Here is a 22,468-nt window from a genome sequence, read left to right as displayed (position 1 = left end):
TCGGTGTCCCCGCCGCCGAACTGCTCGTCGCCGTCGCCCATCTCGGTCCCGCCACCGGTCGTGACGTTGCACATCGGCGCCCGGGTGTACCGCACCAACGCGAGCGCGGGGTCGAGACCCCGCGACGCGCGTGCGGCTTGCTCAGCGTCGAAGGCATTGAGGACGTAGGAGGCGCCTTCAGCCTGGGCATTCCAACTGTCGGCGGTCGCGCTCGTCGGGAGGAGCGCGACGGCGAGCAGGCCGAGGACCAGGGCCGGCACCGCTCTCGTGGTCATGGCGTCGCTTCGTCCGACGAGACCTCGCGCATCGACCACGTCGACCCGTCGTAGAAGATCGCCATCTCGACGGCGTAGGAGTTCGGCTCGTCGTCGCGGTCGGTGACGGTCCCGAACTCGTTCTCGACGTGCGACGGAGCCTCGTGGATCGTCAGGTAGGCCGCGAAGTGGCGACCCAGATCGATCTCGGTCGCGGTCGCTGCGGAGATGCTGATGCCTCCACCGACGGTGTGTTCGGAACGCTCCGTCTGGCCCGCCACGTCGTTCTTGACGCTGGTGCAGAAGACGCAGTCCGGGTGGCTTGCGCTCGCGAAGTCGGTGCTGTCGTTGGTCTGGAGGGAGTAGGGGAACAGCCCGACGAAGTACGTGGCGAATGCGACCGCGGCCTCGACTGACGGCTCGCCGTCGAGGAGCGCGGGACGCTCGGGCTTCGCACCGTCGGGGAGGGCGAGCACCTCGCCCGGCACGGTCGGCGTCGGTGTGGGCGTGGGCGATGGCGTGGACGTCGGGGTGGTCGACGGTGAGCCGCTGGGATCAAGTTCGATCGGGGCCGGATCGGGTGTGCAGGCGCACACCGTCGCGACCAGCACCGCTGTGATCGTGGCCGCCCAGAGGCGGCCGGGCCCCCTGCCCTGCGTCGACATGCGCGGAAAACTACCCGAACCGGACATTGCCGGGTGGTGCGTATCCACAGCCGCTTGTCTCCGGCGCCAGCACCACCGGCGGTGCAGGCGTCAGGTGACCGTGATCCGGACCGTGTCATACCCCGTCGCGCCGTCGGGGATCTCGCCCTGCTGCTCGCCGGTCTGCGGGCCGTCGGGGTCGAACGCCCGGACGAACAGCTGGTGCTCGCCGGAGGAGGCGGGCCACGTCCACCGCCACTGCCGCCACGAGTCCACGCCGCCGTCGCCGGCGAGGTCGGCGTCGGTCCACGAGCCCTCGTCGACGCGGACCTGCACGCGGGTGATGCCGCGGTGCTGCGCCCACGCGGTGCCCGCGACGACGACGTCGCCTGCCTCGACGGGCGTCCCCGGGCGGGGCACCTCGATGCGCGACTGCGTCTTGACGGGGCCGCGCTCGGACCAGCCGCGGTCGGTCCAGTAGGCGGTCGCCCGGTCGAACCGGGTGACCTCCAGGTCGACGACCCACTTGGTCGCGGACACGTACCCGTAGAGGCCGGGGACGACCATCCGGACGGGGAAGCCGTGCTCGGGCGGCAGGGGCTCGCCGTCCATCGCGACGGCCAGCAGCGCGTCGCGGTCGTCGGTGAGGACCTCGAGCGGGGTCGACGCGGTGAACCCGTCGACGCTGCGGGACAGCACCATGTCGGCGTCGGCGGTCGGGCGGGCGCGTGCGAGGACCTCGCGGACCGGCAGGCCGAGCCAGCGCTGGTTGCCGACGAGGTCGCCGCCGACGGGGTTGGACACGCACGCGAGCGTCACCCACGCCTCGACGAGGTCGGACGCGAGGAGGTCGTCCCAGGTGAGCACGACCTCCTCCTCGACGAGACCGTGCACGCGCAGCTCCCAGGTCGCGGGGTCGACCTGCGGCACGACGAGCGCGGTGTCGATCCGGTAGAACTCGTCGACCGGTGTCTGCCAGGGCCCGACGCCCGGGGCGTCGACCTGCACGTCGGCGGGGACCGGCGGGGCCGACCGTGCGGGTGCGGGGAGCCGCAGGGTCGCGCGGACGGCCTCGACGCCGCGCCGCGTGGTGGACAGGACCCGCCCGAGGGCGACGCCTGCGATCCCCGCGCCCGCCGCGACGGCGGCCCCGACGAGGAACCCACGACGCGTCGGGCCGGCCGGCGCGGCGGAGACGTCCGCGTCGACGGCGTCCGCGTCGGGGAGGCGGCGCAGCAGGGCCTGCAGCGTGAGGAGCCCCGCGACGGCACCGGCGACGCTCGGCAGTGCGGCGAGCACGCCCGCGTCGGGCCGGCCCATGGCGGCGAGCCCGGCGACGCCCCCGAGGACGACGACGAGCGTCGCGCCCCACGCCCACCGGCGGCGTGCGAGGACCCCGGCGAGCGCGGACAGCGCGGCGAGCACGAGCACGGACCCGGCGGTGAGGACGGCCTTGTCGGCGGTGCCGAAGGTCGACGCGGCCCAGTCCTTGAGCCACGCTGGCGTCGCGTCGACGAAGGCTGCGCCGACGGCGACGAGCGGGTCGGACGACGGGCCGGTGACGAGCGCGGCGAGGGACCCGACGCCGAGGGTGACGGCTCCCGCCGCGAGCCCGGCCAGTGCGGCGAGGCCGTCGAGGCGCCCGAGGCGTCGGGTGCGGGGTGCGCGTCGTGCCGTCGAGGGCCCTGCCACTGTCGCCTCCCGCTCGTCGGGACCTCCGTGGTGCCGGTGGTCCTCGTGGGTCGTTCGTCGTGGAGGTCCCGCCGGATGGGTCGGCGTCGCCGCCCCGGTCGGTGACCGGTCCGGCGGGGACGCCGCCGCGAGTCAGAGCGCGGGCGACCCCAGCGCGGCGGGCACGTGCGTCCCGTGCCCGGCGGCGACGAGCGCGGCGCGGACCTGCTCGGCTGCGGCGTCGAGGTCCGCGGCGGGCACGTCGTGCCGGGCGTTCGCGAAGGTCAGGGACGACTCGTCCCACGCGGGCAGGACGTGCAGGTGCAGGTGCGCGATCTCGAACCCGGCGACGAGCAGCGCGACGCGCGGCGACGACCAGGCGGCCTGCTGCGCCTGCCCGACGACCTGCGCGACGTGCGTGAGGTGCGCGAGGACGTCGGCGGGCGCCTGGGTGATCTCGACGATCTCGGCGCGCGGGACGACCAGGGTGTGCCCGTCGGTGATGGGCGCGATGGTCGTGAACGCGACCGCGACGTCGTCGGCCCAGACGAACCGGCCGGGGATGTCACCGTCGATGATCTGCGTGAACAGGGTGGTCATGACGTCACGCTACGCGCGGGGGAGCGGCCGGGCGTGGTCACGACGCCTTGCTCCCGGCGAGGGCGTCCTTGAGCCGCATGCGTCCACCGGAGTGCAGGACGGCGTTGGCGTACACGCGCCCGGCGAACCAGACGAGCAGCGGGATGAGCGCGATGGACAGCCCGGCGGCCAGCAGGATCTCCCACGTCTCGACGGCGCCGAGCGCGACGCGCACGGGCATGATCATCGGCGCGCAGAACGGCACGAACGACAGCCAGGTGACGAGAGGGTTGTCGGGGTCCCACGGGGTGACGCTGATCGCGATGATGTACGGCACGATCATCAGGGTGATGACGGGCGACGTCACGGAGCCGACGTCCTCCTGCCGGGACACCAGGGCCGCGAGGGCGGCGAGCAGCAGCGCGTACATCGCGAACCCGATGACGAACCACACGAGCGCCCAGGCGGCGGTCGCGCCGAGGTCGAGCGTGCTGGTGCTCAGCAGGCCGAACGCCCACGCGGTCCCGCCGCCCGCGAGGACGACGAGCGCGACCTGACCGAGCCCGATGGTCCCGATGCCGAGGACCTTGCCGGCCATGAGCTGCGACGGGCGCAGGGTCGCGAGCAGCAGCTCGACGACGCGGCTCGTCTTCTCCTCGACGACGCCCTGCGCGACGAGCTGTCCGGCGGTCATGAGGCCGATGAACAGCAGGATCCCGGCCAGGTAGCCGGCGATGACCTGGGCGCCGTCGACCTGCGGCGCGTCGCCCAGCGTCGTGACCTCGGGAGTGGCGCCGGCGACGGCCCCGGCGACCTCGGCGGGGTCGCCGCCCAGGTCGGTCACGGCGCCGGACAGGGCGAGCTGCTGTGCGAGCGACCCGAGCACGGGTTCGAGCGCGGTGGGCACGGAGTCCTGGACGACGACGGTCAGGGTGGGGGTCGTGCCGGTGACGAGCGCGTCGACCTCGCCCGACTCGACGAGCTCCTCGCCCGCGGCCTGGTCCTCCACCTCGCGCGTCTCGACGGTGACGCCCACGGCGGCGGCGGTCGCGACGAGCTGGTCGGACGCCGCGCTCGCGTCGCCGACGACGCCGACGACCTGCGGCTCGGGCTCGCGGTTGCCGAGCAGCCCGGCGACGACGCCGGCGAGGACGACGGCCGCGACGAGCGCCGCGGTCGTCCAGAGGAACCCCTTGGACGTGAGCCGGGTGCTGATCTCGCGCCCGGCGACGAGCCGCACGGCGGCCCAGCGCCCGAGGTCGGAGGACGCGGTGTGGTCGGTGGTCATGCGCGGGCTCCCGCCTGCTCGGGCGCGTCCGCGGTGACGACGTGCCGGTACAGCTCGGTCAGGGTGGGGCGCAGGACCGCGAACTCGCGCACGGGTCCCACGGCCAGGGCGGCGCCGAGGACCTCCTGGTCGACGTCGTCGGGTGCCCCGGGCGTGGCCTCGACGACGACCCGGCCGTCGGCGTCGTGGCCGTCGACCCGCCGGACACCGGGCACGGACCCGAGCCAGCCGCCCGGTGGTGGCCCGTCGACGACCCAGCGCCGGACGCCGGTCGAGCGCAGCTCGTCGATCCCGCCGACGGCGACCATCTCCCCGGCGCGGACGATGCCGACGCGGTCGGAGATCCGCTCGACGAGCTCGAGCTGGTGCGAGGAGAAGATGACGGGCACCCCCGCGGACGCCTGCTCGCGCAGCACGCCGCTCATGACGTCGACCGCGACGGGGTCGAGCCCGGAGAACGGCTCGTCGAGCACGAGGATGTCGGGCCGGTGGACGAGCGCCGCGGCGAGCTGCACGCGCTGCTGGTTGCCGAGCGAGAGCTTGAGCACCTCGTCGTCGCGGCGGGCGGCGACGCCCAGCACCTCGGTCCAGTGCTCCATCGAGGCGCGCGCGGCGCGGCCGTCGAGCCCGTGCAGGCGAGCGAGGTAGACGAGCTGCTCGCCGACCTTCATGCGCGGGTAGAGGCCGCGCTCCTCGGGCATGTACCCGATGCGGCGGCGCACGGCGTGGTCGACGGCGCGGCCGTCCCACGTCACCGTGCCGGAGTCGGCGGCGAGGACGCCGAGCGCGATCCGCATGGTCGTCGACTTGCCGGCGCCGTTGGAGCCGACGAACCCGAAGATCTCGCCGGCGCGGACGTCGAACGTCATGCCGCGCAGCGCCTGGACGCTGCCGTACGACTTGGTCAGGGCGTCGAACGCGAGGGAGGCCACCCCGCGATCCAACCAGACCTGTGCCCTGCCGCAAGGCCTTGCCGCAGGTCCGGCGGCCCTACGACGCGCGTTCGGCCGCCAGCTGCTGCAGCGCGAGGACCGTGTTCCAGTTGCGGGCCGTCCCGACCCGCCCGGCGGCGCGGGACAGCACGTCGAGCGTCAGCTTCGAGCGGCCCTGGCCGTCCGGGTAGTAGGCGTACGTCTCGCGGCCGTGCCACACGACGACCTCGTCGCCGTAGCGGGACGCGTCGAACGTCCGGACGCTCGCGACGTCGGGCACGTCGTCCCAGCAGCACACGACGAGGTGCGCGGGGTCGTCCTTGGCCTGCGCGGGGAACGGCAGCACCCCGACGACCCGGTCCCACTCCGCGGCGGTGCGGGCGACGACGGGGACGTCGAAGCCGAGCTCGTCGGCGAGGCCCTGGGACAGCCCGGCGGCGACGTCGGCGGCCGACGCCCCGGCGGCGGGCACGAGCACGACGTTCCCGCTGTTCGCGTACGTGGCGACCTGCTCGTGCCCGAGACCCTCGGCGACCGCCCGTAGCTGTGCGGCCTTCACGGTCCGGCCGCCGACGTTGACGGCTCTCAGCAGGGCGATCACGGCACTCATGACGTCCACCCTCGCACCCGCGACCCACACGCGCCGCTCTCACACCGCGCCGCCGGCCGCTGTGCGCGAACCGTTCCGCCGAGGTAACGCGCCCGCACCTGTGGACGAAACACGCGGTTCCTACCGTCGGACCACGCCCTCGTCCCTACCCGACGGAGCCCCCCATGAATGCACGTCACCTGGTCGTCGTCGGCGGCGGCATGGTCGCCCAGCGGCTCGTCGAGGCCCTGCGCGACCGCGACACCGCCGGCACCTGGCGGATCACGGTCCTCGCCGAGGAGCCGCGCCGCCCGTACGACCGCGTCGCCCTCACCAGCTACTTCTCCGGCCGCAAGCCCGAGGAGCTCGAGCTCGGCGACGCCGCGCTGTGGGACGACCCGCTCGTCACGCTCGTCCGCGACGACGCCGTCACGGCCGTCGACCGGGAGGCGCGGACGGTCACGGCCGCGTCGGGCCGCTCGTACGCCTACGACCACCTGGTCCTCGCGACCGGCTCGTACGCGTGGGTCCCGCCGACCGAGGGCGCCGACCTGCCGGGGGTGTTCGTCTACCGCACGATCGACGACGTCGCGGCGCTGCGCGGCTACGTCGAGAAGCTCCAGCAGGAGCTCGTCCGCCCGGTGCGCGGCGCGGTCCTCGGCGGCGGCCTGCTCGGCCTGGAGGCCGCCGGCGCGCTGCACGCGCTCGGTGCGCAGGCGACGGTGCTGCAGGTCGGGACGCACCTCATGGACACGCAGCTCGACCTGGGCGGCGGCGAGGCGCTGCGGCGGCTCATCAACCAGATCGGCGTCGGCGTGCGCGTCAACGCGATGACGGTGCGGATCCGCCCGCACCGGCGCGGCGGCGTGGGTCGCCTCGACCTCGCCGACGGCGGGCGCGTCGACGCCGACGTCGTCGTGGTCGCGGCGGGCGTGCGTCCCCGCGACGAGCTCGCCCGGGCTGCGGGCCTGGAGGTCGGGCCGCGCGGCGGGGTCGTCGTCGACGACACGTGCGTCTCGTCGGACCCGGCCGTCTCGGCGGTCGGCGAGGTCGCGTGCATCCAGGGCGCCTGCATCGGCCTGGTCGCGCCCGGGTACGCGATGGCCGAGGTCACCGCCGACCGCCTGCTCGGCGGCGCCGCGGAGTTCCCTGGCGCGGACACGGCCACCAAGCTCAAGCTCGCGGGGGTCGACGTCGCGAGCTTCGGCGACGCGTTCGGCCGCACCGAGAACTCCCTCGAGATCGTCTGGGCGGACCCGCTGGCGGGCGTCTACAAGAAGCTCGTCATGTCGGACGACGCCCGCACGCTGCTCGGCGGCGTGCTGGTCGGCGACGCGTCGGCGTACGCGAGCCTGCGGCCCATGCTCGGCCGCGAGCTGCCCGGCGACCCGGCCGCGTTCCTGCTCCCCGAGGGCGGCGGGGGCGGCGTCCCCGACCTCGAGCTGCCCGACGACGCGGGCGTCTGCTCGTGCAACAACGTGTCCGCGGGCACGATCCGCGGCGCCGTCACCGAGCACGGCTGCACCGACCTGGGCGCGGTCAAGGCGTGCACCAAGGCGGGGACGTCGTGCGGCTCGTGCCTCCCGCTCGTCAAGAAGCTCGTCACGACCGAGCTCGCCAAGCAGGGCATCACCGTGAGCAGCGCGCTGTGCGAGCACTTCGCGCTGTCCCGCGCGCAGCTCTACGACGCCGTCCGCGTCTCCGGCGTCCGGTCCTTCACCGAGGTCGTCGAGCGCTTCGGCACCCGGGCCGAGGGGCGCGGCTGCGACATCTGCAAGCCGGCCGTCGCGTCGATCCTCGCGACGACCGCCCCCGCGCACGTGCTCGAGGGCGAGCGGGCCGCGCTGCAGGACACCAACGACCACGTCATGGCGAACCTGCAGAAGGACGGCTCCTACTCGGTGGTCCCGCGCATCCCCGGCGGCGAGGTCACCCCCGAGGGGCTCATCGCGATCGGCGAGGTCGCGAAGGACTACGGGCTCTACACGAAGATCACCGGCGGCCAGCGCATCGACCTGTTCGGCGCCCGCATCGACCAGCTGCCGCTCATCTGGCAGCGGCTCGTCGACGCCGGGTTCGAGTCGGGCCACGCGTACGGCAAGTCGCTGCGGACCGTGAAGTCGTGCGTCGGCTCGACGTGGTGCCGGTTCGGCGTGCAGGACTCGGTCGCGCTCGCGGTCCTCCTCGAGCTCCGGTACCGGGGCCTGCGCTCGCCGCACAAGCTCAAGATGGGCGTGTCCGGCTGCGCGCGCGAGTGCGCGGAGGCCCGCGGCAAGGACGTCGGCGTGATCGCGACGGACAAGGGCTGGAATGTCTACGTCGGCGGCAACGGCGGCTTCACCCCGAAGCACGCGGTGCTGCTCGCCGAGGACCTGTCGACCGAGGACCTCATCCGCACGATCGACCGGTTCCTCCTCTACTACATCCGCACCGCCGACCGCCTGCAGCGCACGGCCCCGTGGCTGGAGGAGCTCGAGGGCGGCGTCGACGCGCTGCGCGGCGTCGTGCTCGACGACGTGCTCGGCATCGCCGCGGACCTCGACGAGCAGATGGCGCAGCACGTCGTCGAGTACGAGGACGAGTGGCGCGCCACGCTCGACGACCCGGAGAAGCTGCGCCGGTTCGCGTCGTTCGTCAACGCCCCCGAGACCCCCGACCCGTCGCTGGCGTACGTGCCGGAGCGCGGTCAGGCCCGTCCCGCCACCGCCGACGAGCGTGACGCCGCGCTCCGCGGCGAACCCGTCCTCGTCGCCGGCACGACCCTGGAGGTGCGCTCATGACCGTCTCGGAGACCCCGACCCTGCCCGAGCTGCGGCAGACCGGCTGGCAGGCGGTGTGCGCCCTCAAGCACCTGGCTCCCGAGCGGGGGGCGGCCGCGCTGTACGGACCGCACCAGGTGGCCCTGTTCCGGCTCGTCGACGACCGCGTCCTGGCCGTCGCGCAGCACGACCCGTTCAGCGACGCGTACGTCATGTCGCGCGGCATCGTCGGCTCGCGCTGGGTCGACGACGTCGAGGTCCCGACTGTGGCATCCCCCATGTACAAGCAGGTCTTCGACCTCACGACGGGCCGCTGCCTGGACCCCGCCGGCAAGACGCCGGCGCGCGGCCTGGCCGCCGACCTGCGCACCTTCCCGGTGCGGGTCGTGGACGGCGTCGTCGAGGTCGAGATCCCGGAGGACGACGGCCCCGCCGGCCCGGCGGTGTCCGCGTGACGACGATGCTCGGCGTCGAGCTGCGCGGCCGCCGCGTGCTCGTCGTCGGCGGCGGACCCGTCGCCGCGCGGCGGGTGCAGGGGCTGCTCGCCGACGGGGCGAAGCTCGTCGTGGTCGCACCCGCGCTGTGCGAGGTCCTCGCCGACATGCACCGCTGGGGCCTGGTCGAGTGGCGCGCGCGCGAGGTCGAGGCATCCGACCTCGACGGCGCGTGGCTCGTGCACACCGCCACCGGCGACCGGTCCACGGACGACGCGGTCGTCGCGTGGGCCGACGAGCGCCGCACGTTCTGCGTCGACGCCGGCACGGGCACACGCGGCTCCGCGCGGACCCCCGCGACGACCCGGCACGACGAGGTCCTCGTGGGCGTCGTGTCCACCGGCTCGCCCGACCCGCGCCGCACGGCCGCCGTCCGCGACGCGGTCGACGCGCACCTGCGCGAGGGCCGGGTCGACCTGCGTCGTCGCCGCCCGGGCTCCACGGGACGCGTCGTGCTCGTCGGCGGAGGGCCCGGCGACCTGGGGCTCCTGACGATCACCGCGCGCCGCGCGCTCGCGCAGGCCGACGTCGTCGTCACCGACCGCCTCGGACCGGTCGGCGTCGTCGACGAGCTCGCGCCCGACGTCGAGGTCATCGACGTCGGCAAGTCGCCCGGGCACCACCCGGTGCCGCAGCACGAGATCAACCGCATCCTCGTCGAGCAGGCGCAGCGGGGCCGCGTCGTCGTGCGGCTCAAGGGCGGCGACCCGTTCCTGTACGGCCGGGGCGGCGAGGAGGTCGTCGCGTGCCGCGAGGCGGGCGTGCCCGTCGAGGTCGTGCCCGGGGTGTCGAGCGCGCTCGCCGCACCCGTGGCCGCGGGCATCCCGCTCACGCACCGCGGGACCGTCGGCGCCGTGCACGTGATGAACGGCCACGACGGCTGGTCGTCGGCCGCCCTCACGGGCCTGCGCGACGCGTCGTGCACGGTCGTCGTCCTCATGGGCGTCACGGTGCTCCGCGAGCTCGCCGCGCAGGCGGTCGCCGCCGGGGTCGACCCGGCCACGCCCGTCGCGGTCGTCGAGGACGGCACCCTGTCGACCCAGCGGGTCACGCGCGCGCCGCTCGCCGACGTCGCCGACCGCGCCGCCGCCGTGGGGGTCCGCGCGCCCGCGGTGCTGGTCCTCGGGGCGGTCGCCCGCGAGGGCCTGCTCGACGCCCCCGGCGGACCCGGCGTCCCGACGTCCGCCGAGCACGACACAATGGCCCCGTGAGCGAGCCGATCGACCAGACCCTCGCGGGGTGCGTCGTCCTGATCACCGCGGACCGCCGGTCCGCGGAGCTCGCGGCCGCGCTCGGACGCCGGGGCGCGTCGGTCCGGCACGCGCCGGCGCTCGGCATGGTCCCGCACATCGACGACGCGACCCTGCTGGCCGGGACGCGCTCGCTGCTGGCCGACCCGCCCGACACGGTGGTCGTCACGACGGGCATCGGGTTCCGCGGCTGGATCGAGGCGGCCGACGCCGCCGGGCTGGCCGAGCCGCTCGTCGACATGCTGCGCCGCAGCCGGATCGTCGCGCGCGGGCCCAAGGCGCGGGGTGCGATCCAGGCCGCCGGGCTCACGGCCGACTGGGTCGCGGAGTCGGAGACGAGCGCCGAGATCGCCGAGGTGCTGCTCGACGAGGGCGTCGCGGGGCACGACATCGCGGTGCAGCACCACGGCGCGGGCGCCGACGGGCTCGACGAGGCCTTCGCGGCGGCCGGTGCGCGCGTCCGCAGCCTCGTCGTCTACCGCTGGGGACCCCCGCCGGACCCGGCCGTCGTGACGGCGTCGGTGCGGGCCGTCGCGGCGGGAGAGGTCGACGCGGTCGTCTTCACGTCGGCGCCCGGCGCCGCCGCGTGGTGGGAGGCCGCCGAGGCCGAGGGAGTCGCAGACGACATCGTCCACCACTGCCGCGCCGACCGGGTCGTCATGGCGGCGGTCGGGCCCGTGACGGCCAAGCCGCTGCTGGACCGTGGCGTCGAGCCGCTCGTCCCGGACCGCGGACGCCTCGGGTCGCTCGTGCGCACGCTCGTCAGCCACTACGGCGGCATCCAGGCGCTCGCGACCGTCGCGGGGCCGCTGCGGGTCTACCGTGGGGCCGCGGTGCTCGACGGGCACGTCCTGCCCCTCACCCCGAGCGGGCTGGAGGTGCTGCGGCTGCTCGCCGGGGCGCGCGGCTCGGTCGTGCCGCGCGACCAGGTCCTCGCGGTCCTCCCGGGCGACTCGCGGGACCCGCACGCCGCGGAGGTCGCGATCGCGCGGCTGCGCGAGGCGACGGGCAGCAAGGCCCTGATCCGCACGGTGGTCAAGCGCGGCTACCGGCTGGAGCTCGAGGAGGCAGGATGACCAGCGGGTTGCACGCCGACGGCGAGACCCCCACGCCGACGGGGCCCGTGCTCGTCGGCTGCTCGCACGGCACCGACGACCTGCAGGGCCGCGAGGCGATCCGCTCGATCCTCGCCGACGTCGCGGCCACCCGGACCGACCTGCGCGTCCGTGAGGCGTTCGTCGACGTCCAGGTCCCCGAGGTCGCGGCCGTCGTCGCCGACGCGCTCGCCGAGCAGCGCGGGGGAGTCGTCGTCGTCCCGCTGCTGCTGTCGGTCGGGTTCCACGTGAAGGTCGACGTCGCCGCCGCGGTGGACCGTCCCGGTGCCGTCGCCTCGGGGCCGCTCGGTCCCGACCCGCGGCTCGTCGACGTCCTCGTCGACCGCCTGCACGCCGCCGGGCTCGCACCTGGCGACTCCGTGGTGCTCGCTGCCGCGGGCTCGACCGACCCCGCCGGGGCGCTCGCCGTCGAGGCGGTCGCGGCCGGTCTCGCCGACCGGGTCCCGCAGCCCGTGACGATCGGGTACGGGGCCGGCGCGCAGCCGCGCGTGCCCGCCGCGGTCGCCGCCGCGCGCGCCGACCTCGCCGAGGGGGGACGCGTCGTCGTCGCCGCCTACCTGCTGGCGCCCGGGTACTTCTACGACCGCGTCCAGGAGGCGGGCGCGGACGTCGTGTCGGCGCCTCTCGCGCCCGACCCGCGGCTCGCCGAGATCGTGCTCGACCGGTACGACGCGGTCGCCGCGGACGCCCGTCCGCAGGACGTCGCGACGGTCTGAGCCCGCGGGCCACGGCGACGTCGCAGGGCCGCACGACGCGTCCGGACGGTCGGCCACCGTCGGCCCCGCCGGAGCGCGGACACGAGCGAACCAGCAGGTGGACGCGGGGTTGTGCCACGCCGACGGGTCCCCGTAGGAATGCCCGCATGCACAACGACGTGAAGGTCCGGGCCGCGCTGGCGGTCGGTGTGGGAGCGCTCCTCCTCGCCGGCTGCTCGACGGGCGGCGAGCAGACGACCACCCCCGACGACGCCGAGACCGTGTCGGTCGGCCCGTCGCCCTCGATCCGGGAGGCCGACGTCCCGACGTGCCTGCCGCCGGGCACCGCGGCCGCCGCGACCGGCCCCGAGGACGACCCGACGCTCGTCGCGTGGACGGGCTCGGGCACCAAGGGCGTCGTCCTCGCGCCGCAGAACCAGGCGGACGTGTGCCAGTGGGCCGAGCAGATGACGCGCCTCGCGGGTGCGGGCTACCTGGTGGCGTCGTTCTCCTGGTCCGACGACCCCGCGGGGTCGCTCCTGGGCGCGGTCGACGCGCTGCGGTCCGTCGGTGCCGAGCAGGTCGCGCTCGTCGGCGCGTCGAAGGGCGGCACCTTCTCGGCGGCCCTCGCGGACGAGGCGGACGCGGTCGCGGTCGTCGCGCTGGGCCCGCCGGCGACGTTCGACGGGATCGACGCGGCGTCGGAGGCGAGCACGTACGACGGGCCGCTGCTGGTCGTGGCGTCGACCGACGACAGCAGCGTCAGCGTCGACTCGTCGCGCGAGGTGGCGCGGGCCGACGACCCGACGACGTTCATGGAGCTGTCCGGCGGTGCGCACGGCGTCGCGCTGTTCCTGGGGGAGCACCGCAGCCACGTCGAGACGGCCATCGACGGCGTGCTCGCCCAGGGCTTCGGCGGCTGACACGCAGAAGCCCTCCCGGGTGGCCGCCGCGCGTGGCGTCGCCGTTGACGTCATGCACGGCGGCCCCCGGAAGGGCTCGCGGGCCACTGTCTACCAGGTGCGACCGGGCCAGGACGAGCCCGGAAAGCGGACGAATCGGACTCCCGGCCGAACCGTTACCGGTCTGTGACCCCGGTCACGCTCAGGACGCCGGGACGCGTGCCGACACAGGGTCCGCGCGTCCCGTCGCCCGTCGCTCAGAGGTAGCGCAGCGGGTCGAACTCCTCGAGCGGGATGATCCGCAGGCGCGGCAGCTGCACGTTGAACGCGGCGACGTCTGCCTCGAGGTCGAACACCTGCAGCCCGCGCGCCGTCAGTCCCGACAGGGCGGTGCTCGTGAACTCCCGGAAGGCCAGCAGCCCGACACGGCGGTCGCCCGCGTCGACGAGGTTCTCGACCTCGGGCGCGAAGTCGCCGTCGTGGCTCGCGAGCAGGACGTCGCCGCCCCGCTCGGTGATGGCCTCGAGCATGCGCTTGATGCCGATGTCGACGACCTTCTCGTACGACTCGCCCGACAGGGGGATCGGCTGGAAGCCGATCGCCAGCAGGGCCTGCACGAACGACATCGGCAGGTTGCCGTTGGACGCGTTGAGGAAGAACAGCCCCTTGACCGGCTGGCCCCACGCCTGCTGCGCGAACCCCAGCACCCGCTCCCAGCGCGGCCGCTGCTCGGGCGTGGGTCGTCCGCCGAGGATCGACGACCCGAGGGTCGCGTCGATGTTCTCCCCGTCGACGAGCAGGTAGGTGGTGCGGCCGTCGGCCTCGGTGCTCATCGCGTCAGCGTATCGAGGCGGGCACGGCCGGTGCCCGACGCGCGAGGCGCCGGGCACCGGCCGTCGTCGTCCGGCCCGGTCAGGCGACCGAGCAGGGGGTGCCGTTGAGCGCGAAGCCCGTGGGCGTCGCGTTGGTGCCCGTGTGCGAGCCGTTGAACCCGAGCTGGGTGCTGCCGCCCGCGGGGATCGAGCCGTTCCAGGCCGCGTTGCGCAGCGTGACCTGCGCGCCCGACTGCGTGACGGTGGAGCTCCAGGCCTGCGTGACGGTCTGGCCGCTCGGGAAGGTGAAGGTCAGCGCCCACCCGTTGACGGCCGAGGACGACGTGTTCTTCACGCTGACGTTGGCGGTGAAGCCGGTGTTCCACTGGTTGACGCCGTAGGTCACCTGGCAGCCGGCGCCCGGGGGGTTCGTGGGCGTCGGTGTGGGGGTGGTCGGCGTGGGGTTCGGCGTCGTGGGCGTCGGGTTGGGGGTCGTGGGGGTCGGCGTCGGGGTTGCGCCGAACGCCTCGAGGACGGCCGCGTGGGCCGGCTTCTTGGCGTAGCTGTTGTCCCACACCAGGGCGGCGCCCTGGCCCGGGAACGTGTCCGGCACCCACGAGTACTTGTCGGTGATGCCCCAGACGGTCACGCCCTGGCAGCGGGTCACCTGGAGGCAGGCCTGGACGACCTTCTTGTAGTCCGCGGCCTGCGTCGCGAGCTTGGTCGCGTCGGACGGCGTCTGCATGCGGATGTCGAGCTCGGTGATGCGCACGTCGACGCCGAGGTCGGCGAACCGCTGCAGGTTCTGCCGGAGGTCGCCGGGGACCTGCCCGACGATGAGGTGCGCCTGGAAGCCGACGCAGTCGATCGGCACGCCGCGCGCCTTGAAGTCCTTCACGAGGTTGTACATCGACGTGCTCTTCGCGTTGACCGACTCGACGTTGTAGTCGTTGATGCACAGCTGCGCGGTCGGGTCGGCGGCGCGTGCCGCGCGGAACGCGGTCTCGATGTACCCGTCGCCGAGCTTCTGCTGGAACGGCGAGTCCTGGCGTCGCCCGCCGCCGTCCGCGAACGCCTCGTTGACGACGTCCCACGACGTGACCTTGCCCTCGAAGTGGTTCGCGACGTTGGTGACGTGGTTCGTCATCGCGCTCTGCAGGGCCGTGCCGCTGAGGTTGTTCACCCAGCCGGGCAGCTGCGAGTGCCAGACGAGCGTGTGGCCGTACAGCTCCTTGCCGGTGCTGGCCGCGTAGCTCGCGACCTGGTCGCCCGCGCCGTAGCTGAAGCTGTTCTGCGACGGCTCGGTGGCGTCCCACTTCATCGCGTTCTCCGCGACGACGAGGGTGAACTCGGTGTCGGCGATGTTCTTGTACGCCGACTCGGACAGCCGGTTCGGGTCGAGCGCGAAGCCGATGTCCTTGCCGGCCGCGGTGGCGGCCTCCTTCAGGGTCGAGGCGGCCTGCGCGGGGATCGCGACGGCCGCGCCGACCACGAGGGCCGCCGCGGCGGCGGCGACGGTGGTGCGCAGGACGGTGCGGGTGGCGGTGCGCGCGCCGCGGGTCGAGCCGCGGGGCGCAGGAAGGGGTCTGGGCATGGTTTCCTCCTCGTCGAGCCAGTGCCGCGTGCACGATGCTCGTCCCGAGCGCGTCGACGGGAGGTGCTGAATCATTTCGGCATGCCGTGGCCTGCAGTTTCGATAGGTTCACGGTTGCGATAGAGGCGGAGGGGGAGTCGATGGTCGACGGCACGGCGGGACGCCCCGCGAGCACGCGCGAGGCGGCCGAGGCGTGGGAGTCGCTGTTCCGCGCGCAGGTCGCGCTCATGCGGCGTTTCCAGCGCGACGACGTGTGGGACCCCCTGACGATCCGCGAGTACGACGTGCTGTTCACGCTGTCGCGCTGCCCCGACCTCACGGCCCGGCTCAAGGAGCTCGCCGAGGGGAGCCTGCTGACGCAGCCCAGCCTGTCCCGGATGGTCGAGCGGCTCGAGGTGGCCGGCCTGGTCAGCCGTGGACCCGTCGTCGGCGACGCGCGCGGCGTGGCGGTCACCCTGACGCCCGCCGGGCAGCGCATGCAGCGCGACATCGGCCGCCGTCACGTGCGCTCGATCCGCCGCCTCGTCGGGGGCGCGCTCGACGCCGACGAGCTCGACGAGCTGCGCCGCCTGACCGACAAGCTCCGCCTCGCCCAGCCGGACATTCCCGACCCGGAGTGACGTGCGTCGCGGGACCTCGGGCCCATCCGATCCCGCCCTTCGCCAGCGACGATGGACGAGTCGTCCGAGGGGCGGGCGGCGACGCGGAAGGAGCGGGCATGCGAATCCTGGTGACCATCGCCTCGCGGCACGGGGGCACGTGGGGCATCGGCGAGGTCGTCGCGGACACGTTGCGTGAGCGCGGCCACGACGTCGTGATGCGGGCTCCCGAGGACGTCGCCGACCTGGCGGGCATCGACGCGGTCGTGCTCGGCTCCGCCGTGTACGTCGCGCACTGGATGCCGTCCGCGCGCGAGCTGGCGGACCGCCTGGAGGACGAGCTGTCGGCCGTGCCCGTGTGGCTCCTGTCGTCGGGTCTCGCGACCCAGCCCGCGAACGCCGCCAACTCGCCGCACGAGACCGCGGCCCTCATGCACCGGATCGGTGCGCGCGGGCACCGCAGCTTCCACGGCCGCCTCGACCGGTCGGTCCTGTCGTTCACGGAGCGCGCGACGATCTCCGCCGCCCGGGCCCGCGAGGGGGACCACCGCGACATGGTCGCGGTCGCGCACTGGGCGGGTCAGATCGCGGACGCGCTGCTGCCCGTCCCGGCCTGACCTCTCACACCCGGGGATCCGTCCCTCAGGCGGGGGGCTCCGCCTGCGGGTCGCCCGGCAGGGGCGGGTCGACGGACCGCAGAGCGCGCAGCTCGGCGGCGATCGCCGTCGGTGACGGGCGGTCCGCCGGCTCGGTCGCGGTCATCCCCGCGAGCAGCCGGACCCAGTCGCGACCGAGGTCGGCCGGGACGTCGACGGGCCGCAGGAGCCGCGCGAGCGAGCTCGTCAACGGGTCGCCCGGGTACGCGCGCTCGCCCGTGAGGCACTCGAGCAGCACGAGCCCGAGCGAGTAGACGTCGCTGGCGGGTCCGACGTCGCGCCCGAGCGCCTGCTCGGGGCTCTGGTAGCTGGCGGTTCCCGACGAGCTGCGGCGGTCCGACGCCTGCGCGGAGGTCCTGCTGACCGCGATGCCGAAGTCCGCGAGGACGACCGGCAGCCACGGGCCGTCGAGCCGCCCGGTGCGCACGGTCGCGTCGGAGACGAGCACGTTCGACGGCTTGACGTCGCGGTGGACGACGCCGGCGGCGTGCGCGTGCCCGAGCGCGAGGGCGAGCTGGCGGCCGACGTCCGCGGCGAGGCCGCGGGGGAGCGCGCCGTCGACGATCGTGTCGCGGAGCGTGCGTCCCTCGACGAGCTCCATGACGAGGAACGCCACGGGCCCGACGCCGTCGACCTGGTCGGCCCCGACGTCGAGCAGCGCGACGAGGTGAGGGTGCGCGAGGCCTGCGAGGACGCGGGCCTCGGCGGCGTACCGGCGGATCTCCTCGCTGTCGGCCGCGCCGAGGTCGAAGAGCTTGACGGCGACCTCGCGGTCGAGCCGCTGGTCGACCGCCCGGTAGACGGCGCCGGAGCCGCCGCTGCCCAGCGCCTCGGTGAGGCGGTAGCGCCGCCCGAGGGTGGCACCGACCGGGGCGCGGAGGTCGGTCACGTGCACGGCTCGCCCTTCCGGTCGTCGGTGGACGGCCCGGGTGGTCGGGCCGGGTCGTCGGCGGTGCGGTGGGGAACCGCACGCTCGACGGTAGGAGTCGCCCGGGGCGACCGCACGCCGAGCGACGGCTTTCACCGGATCGTGACCACACGGTGATGACAGCCTCTTGCAGGATCATGCAAGCCACTTGCGCTCAGAGCGGCCTGACGTCGCTAGAGTGGGCACATGTCACGGCGACTCGCAGAGGTGGCACGCAAGGTCGGCGTCTCGGAGGCGACGGTCAGCCGCGTGCTCAACGGCAAGCCCGGCGTCTCGGAGCAGACCCGCGAGGCCGTCCTCACGGCGCTCGACGTGCTCGGCTACGAGCGTCCGACGAAGCTGCGCGGCGAGCGTGCCCGGCTCGTCGGGCTCGTGCTCCCCGAGCTGCAGAACCCGATCTTCCCCGCGTTCGCGGAGGTCGTCGGCGGTGCGCTCGCGCAGCAGGGCTTCACGCCCGTGCTGTGCACCCAGACCGCGGGCGGCGTCTCCGAGGCGGACTACGTCGAGCTGCTGCTCGGGCAGCAGGTGTCGGGCATCGTCTTCGCCGGCGGCCACTACGCGCAGCGCGACGCGACGCACGGCCACTACGAGCGCCTGACCGGCCGCAACCTGCCGGTCGTGCTCATCAACGCCTCGATCGAGGAGCTGCCCTTCCCGCGCGTCTCGTGCGACGACCAGGTCGCGATCGAGCAGGCCGTCGGGCACCTCGCGTCGCTCGGGCACACGCGCGTCGGCCTGGTCCTGGGGCCGGTCGACCACGTGCCGTCCGAGCGCAAGCTGCACGCGGCGCAGGTCGCCGCGCAGCGCCTGGGGCTGGAGCTCGGCCCGCAGCAGGTCGTGCGGTCGGCGTACTCGCTCGAGAGCGGGCAGGCCGCCGCGACCCGGCTGCTGCGCGAGGGCGTCACGGGGATCGTGTGCGCGAGCGACCCCCTCGCGCTCGGCGCGATCCGGGCCGCGCGGCGCGCCGGCCTGCGCGTGCCGGACGACGTCTCGGTCGTCGGCTACGACGACTCGGCCTTCATGAACTGCACCGAGCCGCCCCTGACGACGGTGCGCCAGCCCATCGAGCCGATGGGGCGTGCGGCGATCGACCTGCTGGTCAGCCAGATCAACGGCGTGGCCGTGCCGCAGGAGGAGCTCCTGTTCGAGCCCGAGCTCGTCGTGCGCGGGTCGACCGCGCCCGCCCCCGCACAGGCCACGCGCACGGCCTGAGCGGGACCCTCCGCGCGCCCGTCGGCGCCGCGTCGTCCGCGCCCGGACCGTCCGCGGCGCGGTCCCGAACGCGCGCCTCGGTGAGCCACGGCACGTCCCCGTGCACACCCCCGGTCGGGCGCGTGGCTTTCGCGCGCCCTTCGGTCACGCTTCGATAACAGCGCTGTCAATTTCTTGCGTGCATCTCGTCGAGAGATTTAGTGTCTCGACTGCGGGGCTGGTCCGGGAGGGTCCGCCCGCACCGGTCAGACCCGCCCGACGACGCCGTCGGACGACGACGAGAGACGAGACCTGCCGTGACGCTGGCCCAGCCGGAGACCGACCCCACCTGGTGGCGGGACGCGGTCATCTACCAGGTGTACCCGCGCAGCTTCGCCGACGGGAACGGCGACGGTACGGGCGACCTGGCGGGCCTGCGGTCGCGCCTGCCGTACCTGCGCGACCTCGGCGTCGACGCGATCTGGGTGACGCCCTGGTACGTCTCGCCGCTCGCGGACGGCGGCTACGACGTCGCCGACTACCGCGCGATCGACCCCGCGTTCGGCACGCTCGCCGAGGCGGAGGCGCTCGTCGGCGAGGCGCTCGCGCTCGGCATCCGCACGATCATCGACATCGTCCCCAACCACGTGTCCGACCAGCATGCGTGGTTCCGGGCGGCGCTCGCCGCAGGTCCGGGCAGCCCCGAGCGGGAGCGGTTCTGGTTCCACCCCGGCAAGGGCGAGCACGGCGACGTCATCCCGACCAACTGGGTCTCCGACTTCCAGGGCAGCACGTGGACTCGCACGACGAACCCCGACGGCACGCCCGGCGAGTGGTACCTGCACCTGTTCGCCCCGCAGCAGCCCGACCTCAACTGGTCGCACCCCGACGTCCGCGCGGAGTTCGAGGACGTCCTGCGGTTCTGGTTCGACCGCGGCGTCGCGGGCATCCGGATCGACTCGGCCGCGCTGCTCGTCAAGGACGGCGACCTTCCGGAGGTGCCCGAGCAGCCCGGACCGGGGGAGCACCCGCACGTCGACCGGGACGAGATCCACGACGTCTACCGCTCGTGGCGCGCGGTCGCCGACTCCTACGCCGGCACGCGGGTGCTCGTCGGCGAGGTCTGGCTGCAGGACAAGGCGCGGTTCGCGCAGTACCTGCGTCCCGACGAGATGCACACCGCCTTCAACTTCGACTTCATGGCGCGCCCGTGGGACGCGAAGCAGCTGCGCGAGTCGGTCGACGTGACGCTCGCGGCGCACGGGCCGGTCGGTGCGCCCGCGACGTGGGTGCTGTCGAACCACGACGTGACGCGCCCGGTCACCCGGTACGGCCGCGAGGACTCGTCGTTCGCGTTCACGACCAAGCGGTTCGGCACCCCGACCGACCTCGACCTCGGTCGCCGCAGGGCCCGCGCTGCCGCGCTGCTCACCGCGGCGCTGCCCGGCTCGCTGTACGTGTACCAGGGCGACGAGCTCGGGCTGCCCGAGGTCGAGGACCTGCCGCTCGACCTGCTGCAGGACCCCATGCACTTCCGCTCCGAGGGTGTCGACCCCGGGCGCGACGGCTGCCGCGTGCCGCTGCCGTGGTCCGGCCAGGCGGCGCCGTTCGGCTTCAGCCCGGCGCCGGACGAGGCCCGCACCGACGTCGCGGCCGCCGCCGCCGACGCGACGTCCCCGGCGACGTGGCTGCCGCAGCCCGCCGACTGGGCGGCGCTCACCGTCGAGGCGCAGGAGGCCGACCCGGCGTCGACGCTCCGCCTCTACCGCGAGGTGCTGGCCCGCCGCCGGGCAGAGCCCTCGCTCGGCGACGGACCCCTCACGTGGGTCGAGCAGGGGGACGACGTCCTCGCGTTCGCCCGCGGCGACGTGCTGTGCGTCGTCAACCTCGGCACCGACCCGGTGCCGCTGCCCGCCCACACCGACGTCCTGCTCACGAGCGACCCGCTCGAGGCAGGCCTGCTGCCGCGCGACACCGCCGCGTGGCTGCGCATCTGAGCCCACCCGCACCCACCTCGACCCCCGCTGTACCGACCCGCGGCCGACACCCGCCCGCGGCCGCTTCCACGAAGGAGTGACGATGAGGTCCTCGCGCACCACCGCACTGGCGATGGCCGGTGTGCTCTCGATCGGGCTGCTCGCCGCGTGCAGCAGCAACGACGACTCCAGCGACTCGCCGACCGGTGACGGCGGCAAGACGAAGATCACCGTCGCCGGTCTGCTCCCGACCGCCGACGACGCCGCGAAGGAGCAGCTCGCCGACCGCGTCGCGTCGTTCGAGGAGCAGTACCCCGACATCGACGTCGAGACCGAGGACTACGAGTGGAAGGCGTCGACGTTCACGACGCAGCTCGCCGGCGGCACGCTGCCGAACGTCTTCGAGATCCCGCTGACGGACGGCAAGACGCTCATCGAGAACGGCCAGCTCGCGGACATCGACGCGCAGGTCCGCGCGCTGCCGTACGGCGACCAGTTCAACGAGAAGCTCCTGGCCAACGGCCTGGGTGAGGACGGCAAGATCTACGCCGTCCCCGCCAAGTCGATCTACGCGGTCGCGCTGCACTACAACCGCAACCTCTTCGAGCAGGCCGGCCTCGACCCCGACGCCCCGCCGACGACGTGGGACGAGGTCCGCGAGTACGCCAAGACCATCCACGACGCGACCGGCGTCGCGGGCTACGCGACGATGGCGCTCGACAACGCGGGCGGCTGGCAGCTCGCGGCGGGGGCGAACTCCCGCGGCGGTGTCATCGAGACGTTCGACGGCGAGGACTACACGGCGACGCTCGACGACCCGGCGATCGCGGCGCACCTGCAGTGGCTGCACGACCTCAAGTGGGAGGACGGCTCGCTGCTCGACCGCGCCGACCTCGGCTGGGGCGACATCAACACGGAGTTCGCGGCGGGCTCGCTCGCGATGTACACGTCGGGCTCCGACGTCTACAACGCGCTCGTCGAGTCGAACGGCGTCACGGCGGACTGGGGCTACGGCCTCACGGCGATCCCGACGTCCGGTGACGGCGGCGCGCTGACCGGCGGCACGATGGCGGCCGTCACGAAGGACTCGACGGACGCCCAGAAGGACGCGGCCGTGAAGTGGATCGACTGGTGGTACCTGAGCAAGCTGCAGGACCAGGACCAGGCGGTCGCCGACGCGACGACCCGTGCCGAGGCCGACCCGCCGCAGGCCGTCGGCACGCCCGTGCTGCCGATCTTCTCCCAGGAGAACTACGAGCAGTCGATGGAGTGGGTCGCGGACTACGTCAACGTCCCGCTCGAGAACATGACGGGCTACACCGACGTGATGTTCAGCCAGGAGCTCGTGCCCGAGGCGTCCGCCGCGGTGCAGGACCTGTACGCGCAGCTGTTCCCGGTCGTGCAGGCCGTGATCTCCGACGAGAACGCGGACATCGACGCGCTGCTCGCGACGGCGAACGAGGCGGGCCAGTCGGCGATCGACGGCTGACACCCCCCGCGTGCCGCCGGGTGACGGACGACCTCCGCCGCCCGGCGGCAC

At 74.3% G+C, this 22,468-nt stretch carries 21 protein-coding genes; 11 read left to right on the top strand and 10 right to left on the bottom strand.

Annotation, left to right across the window (positions count from 1 at the left end; translation table 11 throughout):
* The 7 genes from CBZ_RS06840 to CBZ_RS06810 all read right to left on the bottom strand — a co-directional run.
* A partial coding sequence (locus CBZ_RS06840) for a hypothetical protein (protein ID WP_130780831.1) occupies positions 1–275 on the bottom strand: 275 nt, incomplete at its 3' end.
* Complete coding sequence (locus tag CBZ_RS06835) at positions 272–865, bottom strand: DUF6318 family protein (RefSeq protein ID WP_165446684.1); 594 nt, start codon at positions 863–865, stop codon at positions 272–274. The genes CBZ_RS06840 and CBZ_RS06835, both read right to left, overlap by 4 nt.
* A gap of 144 nt (positions 866–1,009) precedes the next feature.
* Positions 1,010–2,590: a molybdopterin-dependent oxidoreductase gene (locus tag CBZ_RS06830; RefSeq protein WP_130780829.1), complete on the bottom strand. Its 1,581-nt coding sequence runs from the start codon at positions 2,588–2,590 to the stop codon at positions 1,010–1,012.
* Between the two features lie 132 nt (positions 2,591–2,722).
* Positions 2,723–3,169, bottom strand: coding sequence for an HIT family protein (locus CBZ_RS06825; RefSeq protein WP_130780828.1), 447 nt, complete (start codon positions 3,167–3,169; stop codon positions 2,723–2,725).
* Between the two features lie 37 nt (positions 3,170–3,206).
* Positions 3,207–4,436: an ABC transporter permease gene (locus CBZ_RS06820; RefSeq protein ID WP_130780827.1), complete on the bottom strand. Its 1,230-nt coding sequence runs from the start codon at positions 4,434–4,436 to the stop codon at positions 3,207–3,209.
* Positions 4,433–5,368 (bottom strand): ABC transporter ATP-binding protein, encoded by a 936-nt coding sequence (locus tag CBZ_RS06815; protein ID WP_130780826.1) that lies wholly within the window; start codon positions 5,366–5,368, stop codon positions 4,433–4,435. Before CBZ_RS06815 ends, CBZ_RS06820 begins: the two co-directional genes overlap by 4 nt.
* A gap of 58 nt (positions 5,369–5,426) precedes the next feature.
* Positions 5,427–5,978, bottom strand: a complete 552-nt coding sequence (locus CBZ_RS06810) for a DUF1697 domain-containing protein (protein ID WP_246013123.1) — start codon at positions 5,976–5,978, stop codon at positions 5,427–5,429.
* Positions 5,979–6,142: 164 nt separating this feature from the next.
* Between CBZ_RS06810 and nirB the strand changes: the two genes are divergently transcribed.
* From nirB to CBZ_RS06780, 6 genes are all read left to right on the top strand, one after another.
* Complete coding sequence (nirB, locus tag CBZ_RS06805) at positions 6,143–8,737, top strand: nitrite reductase large subunit NirB (RefSeq protein WP_130780824.1); 2,595 nt, start codon at positions 6,143–6,145, stop codon at positions 8,735–8,737.
* Complete coding sequence (gene nirD / locus CBZ_RS06800; protein ID WP_130780823.1) at positions 8,734–9,171, top strand: nitrite reductase small subunit NirD; 438 nt, start codon at positions 8,734–8,736, stop codon at positions 9,169–9,171. Before nirB ends, nirD begins: the two co-directional genes overlap by 4 nt.
* Before the next feature lie 5 nt (positions 9,172–9,176).
* Positions 9,177–10,421, top strand: a complete 1,245-nt coding sequence (gene cobA / locus CBZ_RS06795; RefSeq protein WP_130780832.1) for a uroporphyrinogen-III C-methyltransferase — start codon at positions 9,177–9,179, stop codon at positions 10,419–10,421.
* Positions 10,418–11,536, top strand: coding sequence for a uroporphyrinogen-III synthase (locus CBZ_RS06790; protein WP_130780822.1), 1,119 nt, complete (start codon positions 10,418–10,420; stop codon positions 11,534–11,536). The genes cobA and CBZ_RS06790 overlap by 4 nt, the downstream gene beginning before the upstream one ends.
* Positions 11,533–12,291, top strand: a complete 759-nt coding sequence (locus tag CBZ_RS06785; protein ID WP_130780821.1) for a sirohydrochlorin chelatase — start codon at positions 11,533–11,535, stop codon at positions 12,289–12,291. The genes CBZ_RS06790 and CBZ_RS06785 overlap by 4 nt, the downstream gene beginning before the upstream one ends.
* Positions 12,292–12,437: 146 nt before the next feature.
* Positions 12,438–13,193: a hypothetical protein gene (locus CBZ_RS06780; RefSeq protein ID WP_130780820.1), complete on the top strand. Its 756-nt coding sequence runs from the start codon at positions 12,438–12,440 to the stop codon at positions 13,191–13,193.
* Positions 13,194–13,429: 236 nt separating this feature from the next.
* Here CBZ_RS06780 and CBZ_RS06775 read toward each other — a convergent pair whose 3' ends face one another.
* The gene (locus CBZ_RS06775; RefSeq protein WP_130780819.1) at positions 13,430–14,005 is read right to left on the bottom strand and encodes an NYN domain-containing protein; all 576 of its coding nucleotides are present in this window, start codon (positions 14,003–14,005) and stop codon (positions 13,430–13,432) included.
* A 79-nt stretch (positions 14,006–14,084) separates the two neighbouring features.
* Complete coding sequence (locus CBZ_RS06770; RefSeq protein ID WP_246013121.1) at positions 14,085–15,578, bottom strand: glycoside hydrolase family 10 protein; 1,494 nt, start codon at positions 15,576–15,578, stop codon at positions 14,085–14,087.
* Between the two features lie 140 nt (positions 15,579–15,718).
* Between CBZ_RS06770 and CBZ_RS06765 the strand changes: the two genes are divergently transcribed.
* A complete protein-coding gene (locus CBZ_RS06765) occupies positions 15,719–16,198 on the top strand; it encodes a MarR family winged helix-turn-helix transcriptional regulator (protein ID WP_130780817.1) in 480 nt (159 codons plus the stop codon).
* Positions 16,199–16,296: 98 nt separating this feature from the next.
* Positions 16,297–16,794: a flavodoxin domain-containing protein gene (locus tag CBZ_RS06760; protein ID WP_130780816.1), complete on the top strand. Its 498-nt coding sequence runs from the start codon at positions 16,297–16,299 to the stop codon at positions 16,792–16,794.
* Positions 16,795–16,819: 25 nt separating this feature from the next.
* On the opposite strand, the gene CBZ_RS06755 is transcribed toward CBZ_RS06760, so the two are convergent.
* Positions 16,820–17,722: a serine/threonine-protein kinase gene (locus CBZ_RS06755; protein WP_246013119.1), complete on the bottom strand. Its 903-nt coding sequence runs from the start codon at positions 17,720–17,722 to the stop codon at positions 16,820–16,822.
* A gap of 225 nt (positions 17,723–17,947) precedes the next feature.
* Here CBZ_RS06755 and CBZ_RS06750 point away from each other — a divergent pair, with 225 nt between their 5' ends.
* The 3 genes from CBZ_RS06750 (at position 17,948) to CBZ_RS06740 (ending at position 22,417) form a co-directional block, all read left to right on the top strand.
* Positions 17,948–18,973 (top strand): LacI family DNA-binding transcriptional regulator, encoded by a 1,026-nt coding sequence (locus tag CBZ_RS06750; protein ID WP_130780814.1) that lies wholly within the window; start codon positions 17,948–17,950, stop codon positions 18,971–18,973.
* Between the two features lie 296 nt (positions 18,974–19,269).
* Positions 19,270–20,949 (top strand): glycoside hydrolase family 13 protein, encoded by a 1,680-nt coding sequence (locus CBZ_RS06745; RefSeq protein ID WP_174768640.1) that lies wholly within the window; start codon positions 19,270–19,272, stop codon positions 20,947–20,949.
* A gap of 82 nt (positions 20,950–21,031) precedes the next feature.
* A complete protein-coding gene (locus CBZ_RS06740; protein WP_130780812.1) occupies positions 21,032–22,417 on the top strand; it encodes an ABC transporter substrate-binding protein in 1,386 nt (461 codons plus the stop codon).
* The last annotated feature ends 51 nt before the right edge of the window (positions 22,418–22,468 follow it).

Source organism: Cellulomonas biazotea, from assembly GCF_004306155.1.
Taxonomy (GTDB): Bacteria; Actinomycetota; Actinomycetes; order Actinomycetales; family Cellulomonadaceae; genus Cellulomonas; species Cellulomonas biazotea.
The sequence above is the reverse complement of the archived record's forward strand: the minus strand, read 5'-3'. Positions and strand labels throughout refer to the sequence as shown.

Bases quoted from the DNA above. Each gene is read 5' to 3' on its own strand.
- CBZ_RS06825 (WP_130780828.1), bottom strand. From the start codon at position 3,169: ATGACCACCCTGTTCACGCAGATCATCGACGGTGACATCCCCGGCCGG.
- CBZ_RS06820 (WP_130780827.1), bottom strand. From the start codon at position 4,436: ATGACCACCGACCACACCGCGTCCTCCGACCTCGGGCGCTGGGCCGCC.
- CBZ_RS06810 (WP_246013123.1), bottom strand. From the start codon at position 5,978: ATGAGTGCCGTGATCGCCCTGCTGAGAGCCGTCAACGTCGGCGGCCGG.
- nirB (WP_130780824.1), top strand. From the start codon at position 6,143: ATGAATGCACGTCACCTGGTCGTCGTCGGCGGCGGCATGGTCGCCCAG.
- nirD (WP_130780823.1), top strand. From the start codon at position 8,734: ATGACCGTCTCGGAGACCCCGACCCTGCCCGAGCTGCGGCAGACCGGC.
- cobA (WP_130780832.1), top strand. From the start codon at position 9,177: ATGCTCGGCGTCGAGCTGCGCGGCCGCCGCGTGCTCGTCGTCGGCGGC.
- CBZ_RS06785 (WP_130780821.1), top strand. From the start codon at position 11,533: ATGACCAGCGGGTTGCACGCCGACGGCGAGACCCCCACGCCGACGGGG.
- CBZ_RS06780 (WP_130780820.1), top strand. From the start codon at position 12,438: ATGCACAACGACGTGAAGGTCCGGGCCGCGCTGGCGGTCGGTGTGGGA.
- CBZ_RS06775 (WP_130780819.1), bottom strand. From the start codon at position 14,005: ATGAGCACCGAGGCCGACGGCCGCACCACCTACCTGCTCGTCGACGGG.
- CBZ_RS06770 (WP_246013121.1), bottom strand. From the start codon at position 15,578: ATGCCCAGACCCCTTCCTGCGCCCCGCGGCTCGACCCGCGGCGCGCGC.
- CBZ_RS06765 (WP_130780817.1), top strand. From the start codon at position 15,719: ATGGTCGACGGCACGGCGGGACGCCCCGCGAGCACGCGCGAGGCGGCC.
- CBZ_RS06760 (WP_130780816.1), top strand. From the start codon at position 16,297: ATGCGAATCCTGGTGACCATCGCCTCGCGGCACGGGGGCACGTGGGGC.
- CBZ_RS06750 (WP_130780814.1), top strand. From the start codon at position 17,948: ATGTCACGGCGACTCGCAGAGGTGGCACGCAAGGTCGGCGTCTCGGAG.
- CBZ_RS06740 (WP_130780812.1), top strand. From the start codon at position 21,032: ATGAGGTCCTCGCGCACCACCGCACTGGCGATGGCCGGTGTGCTCTCG.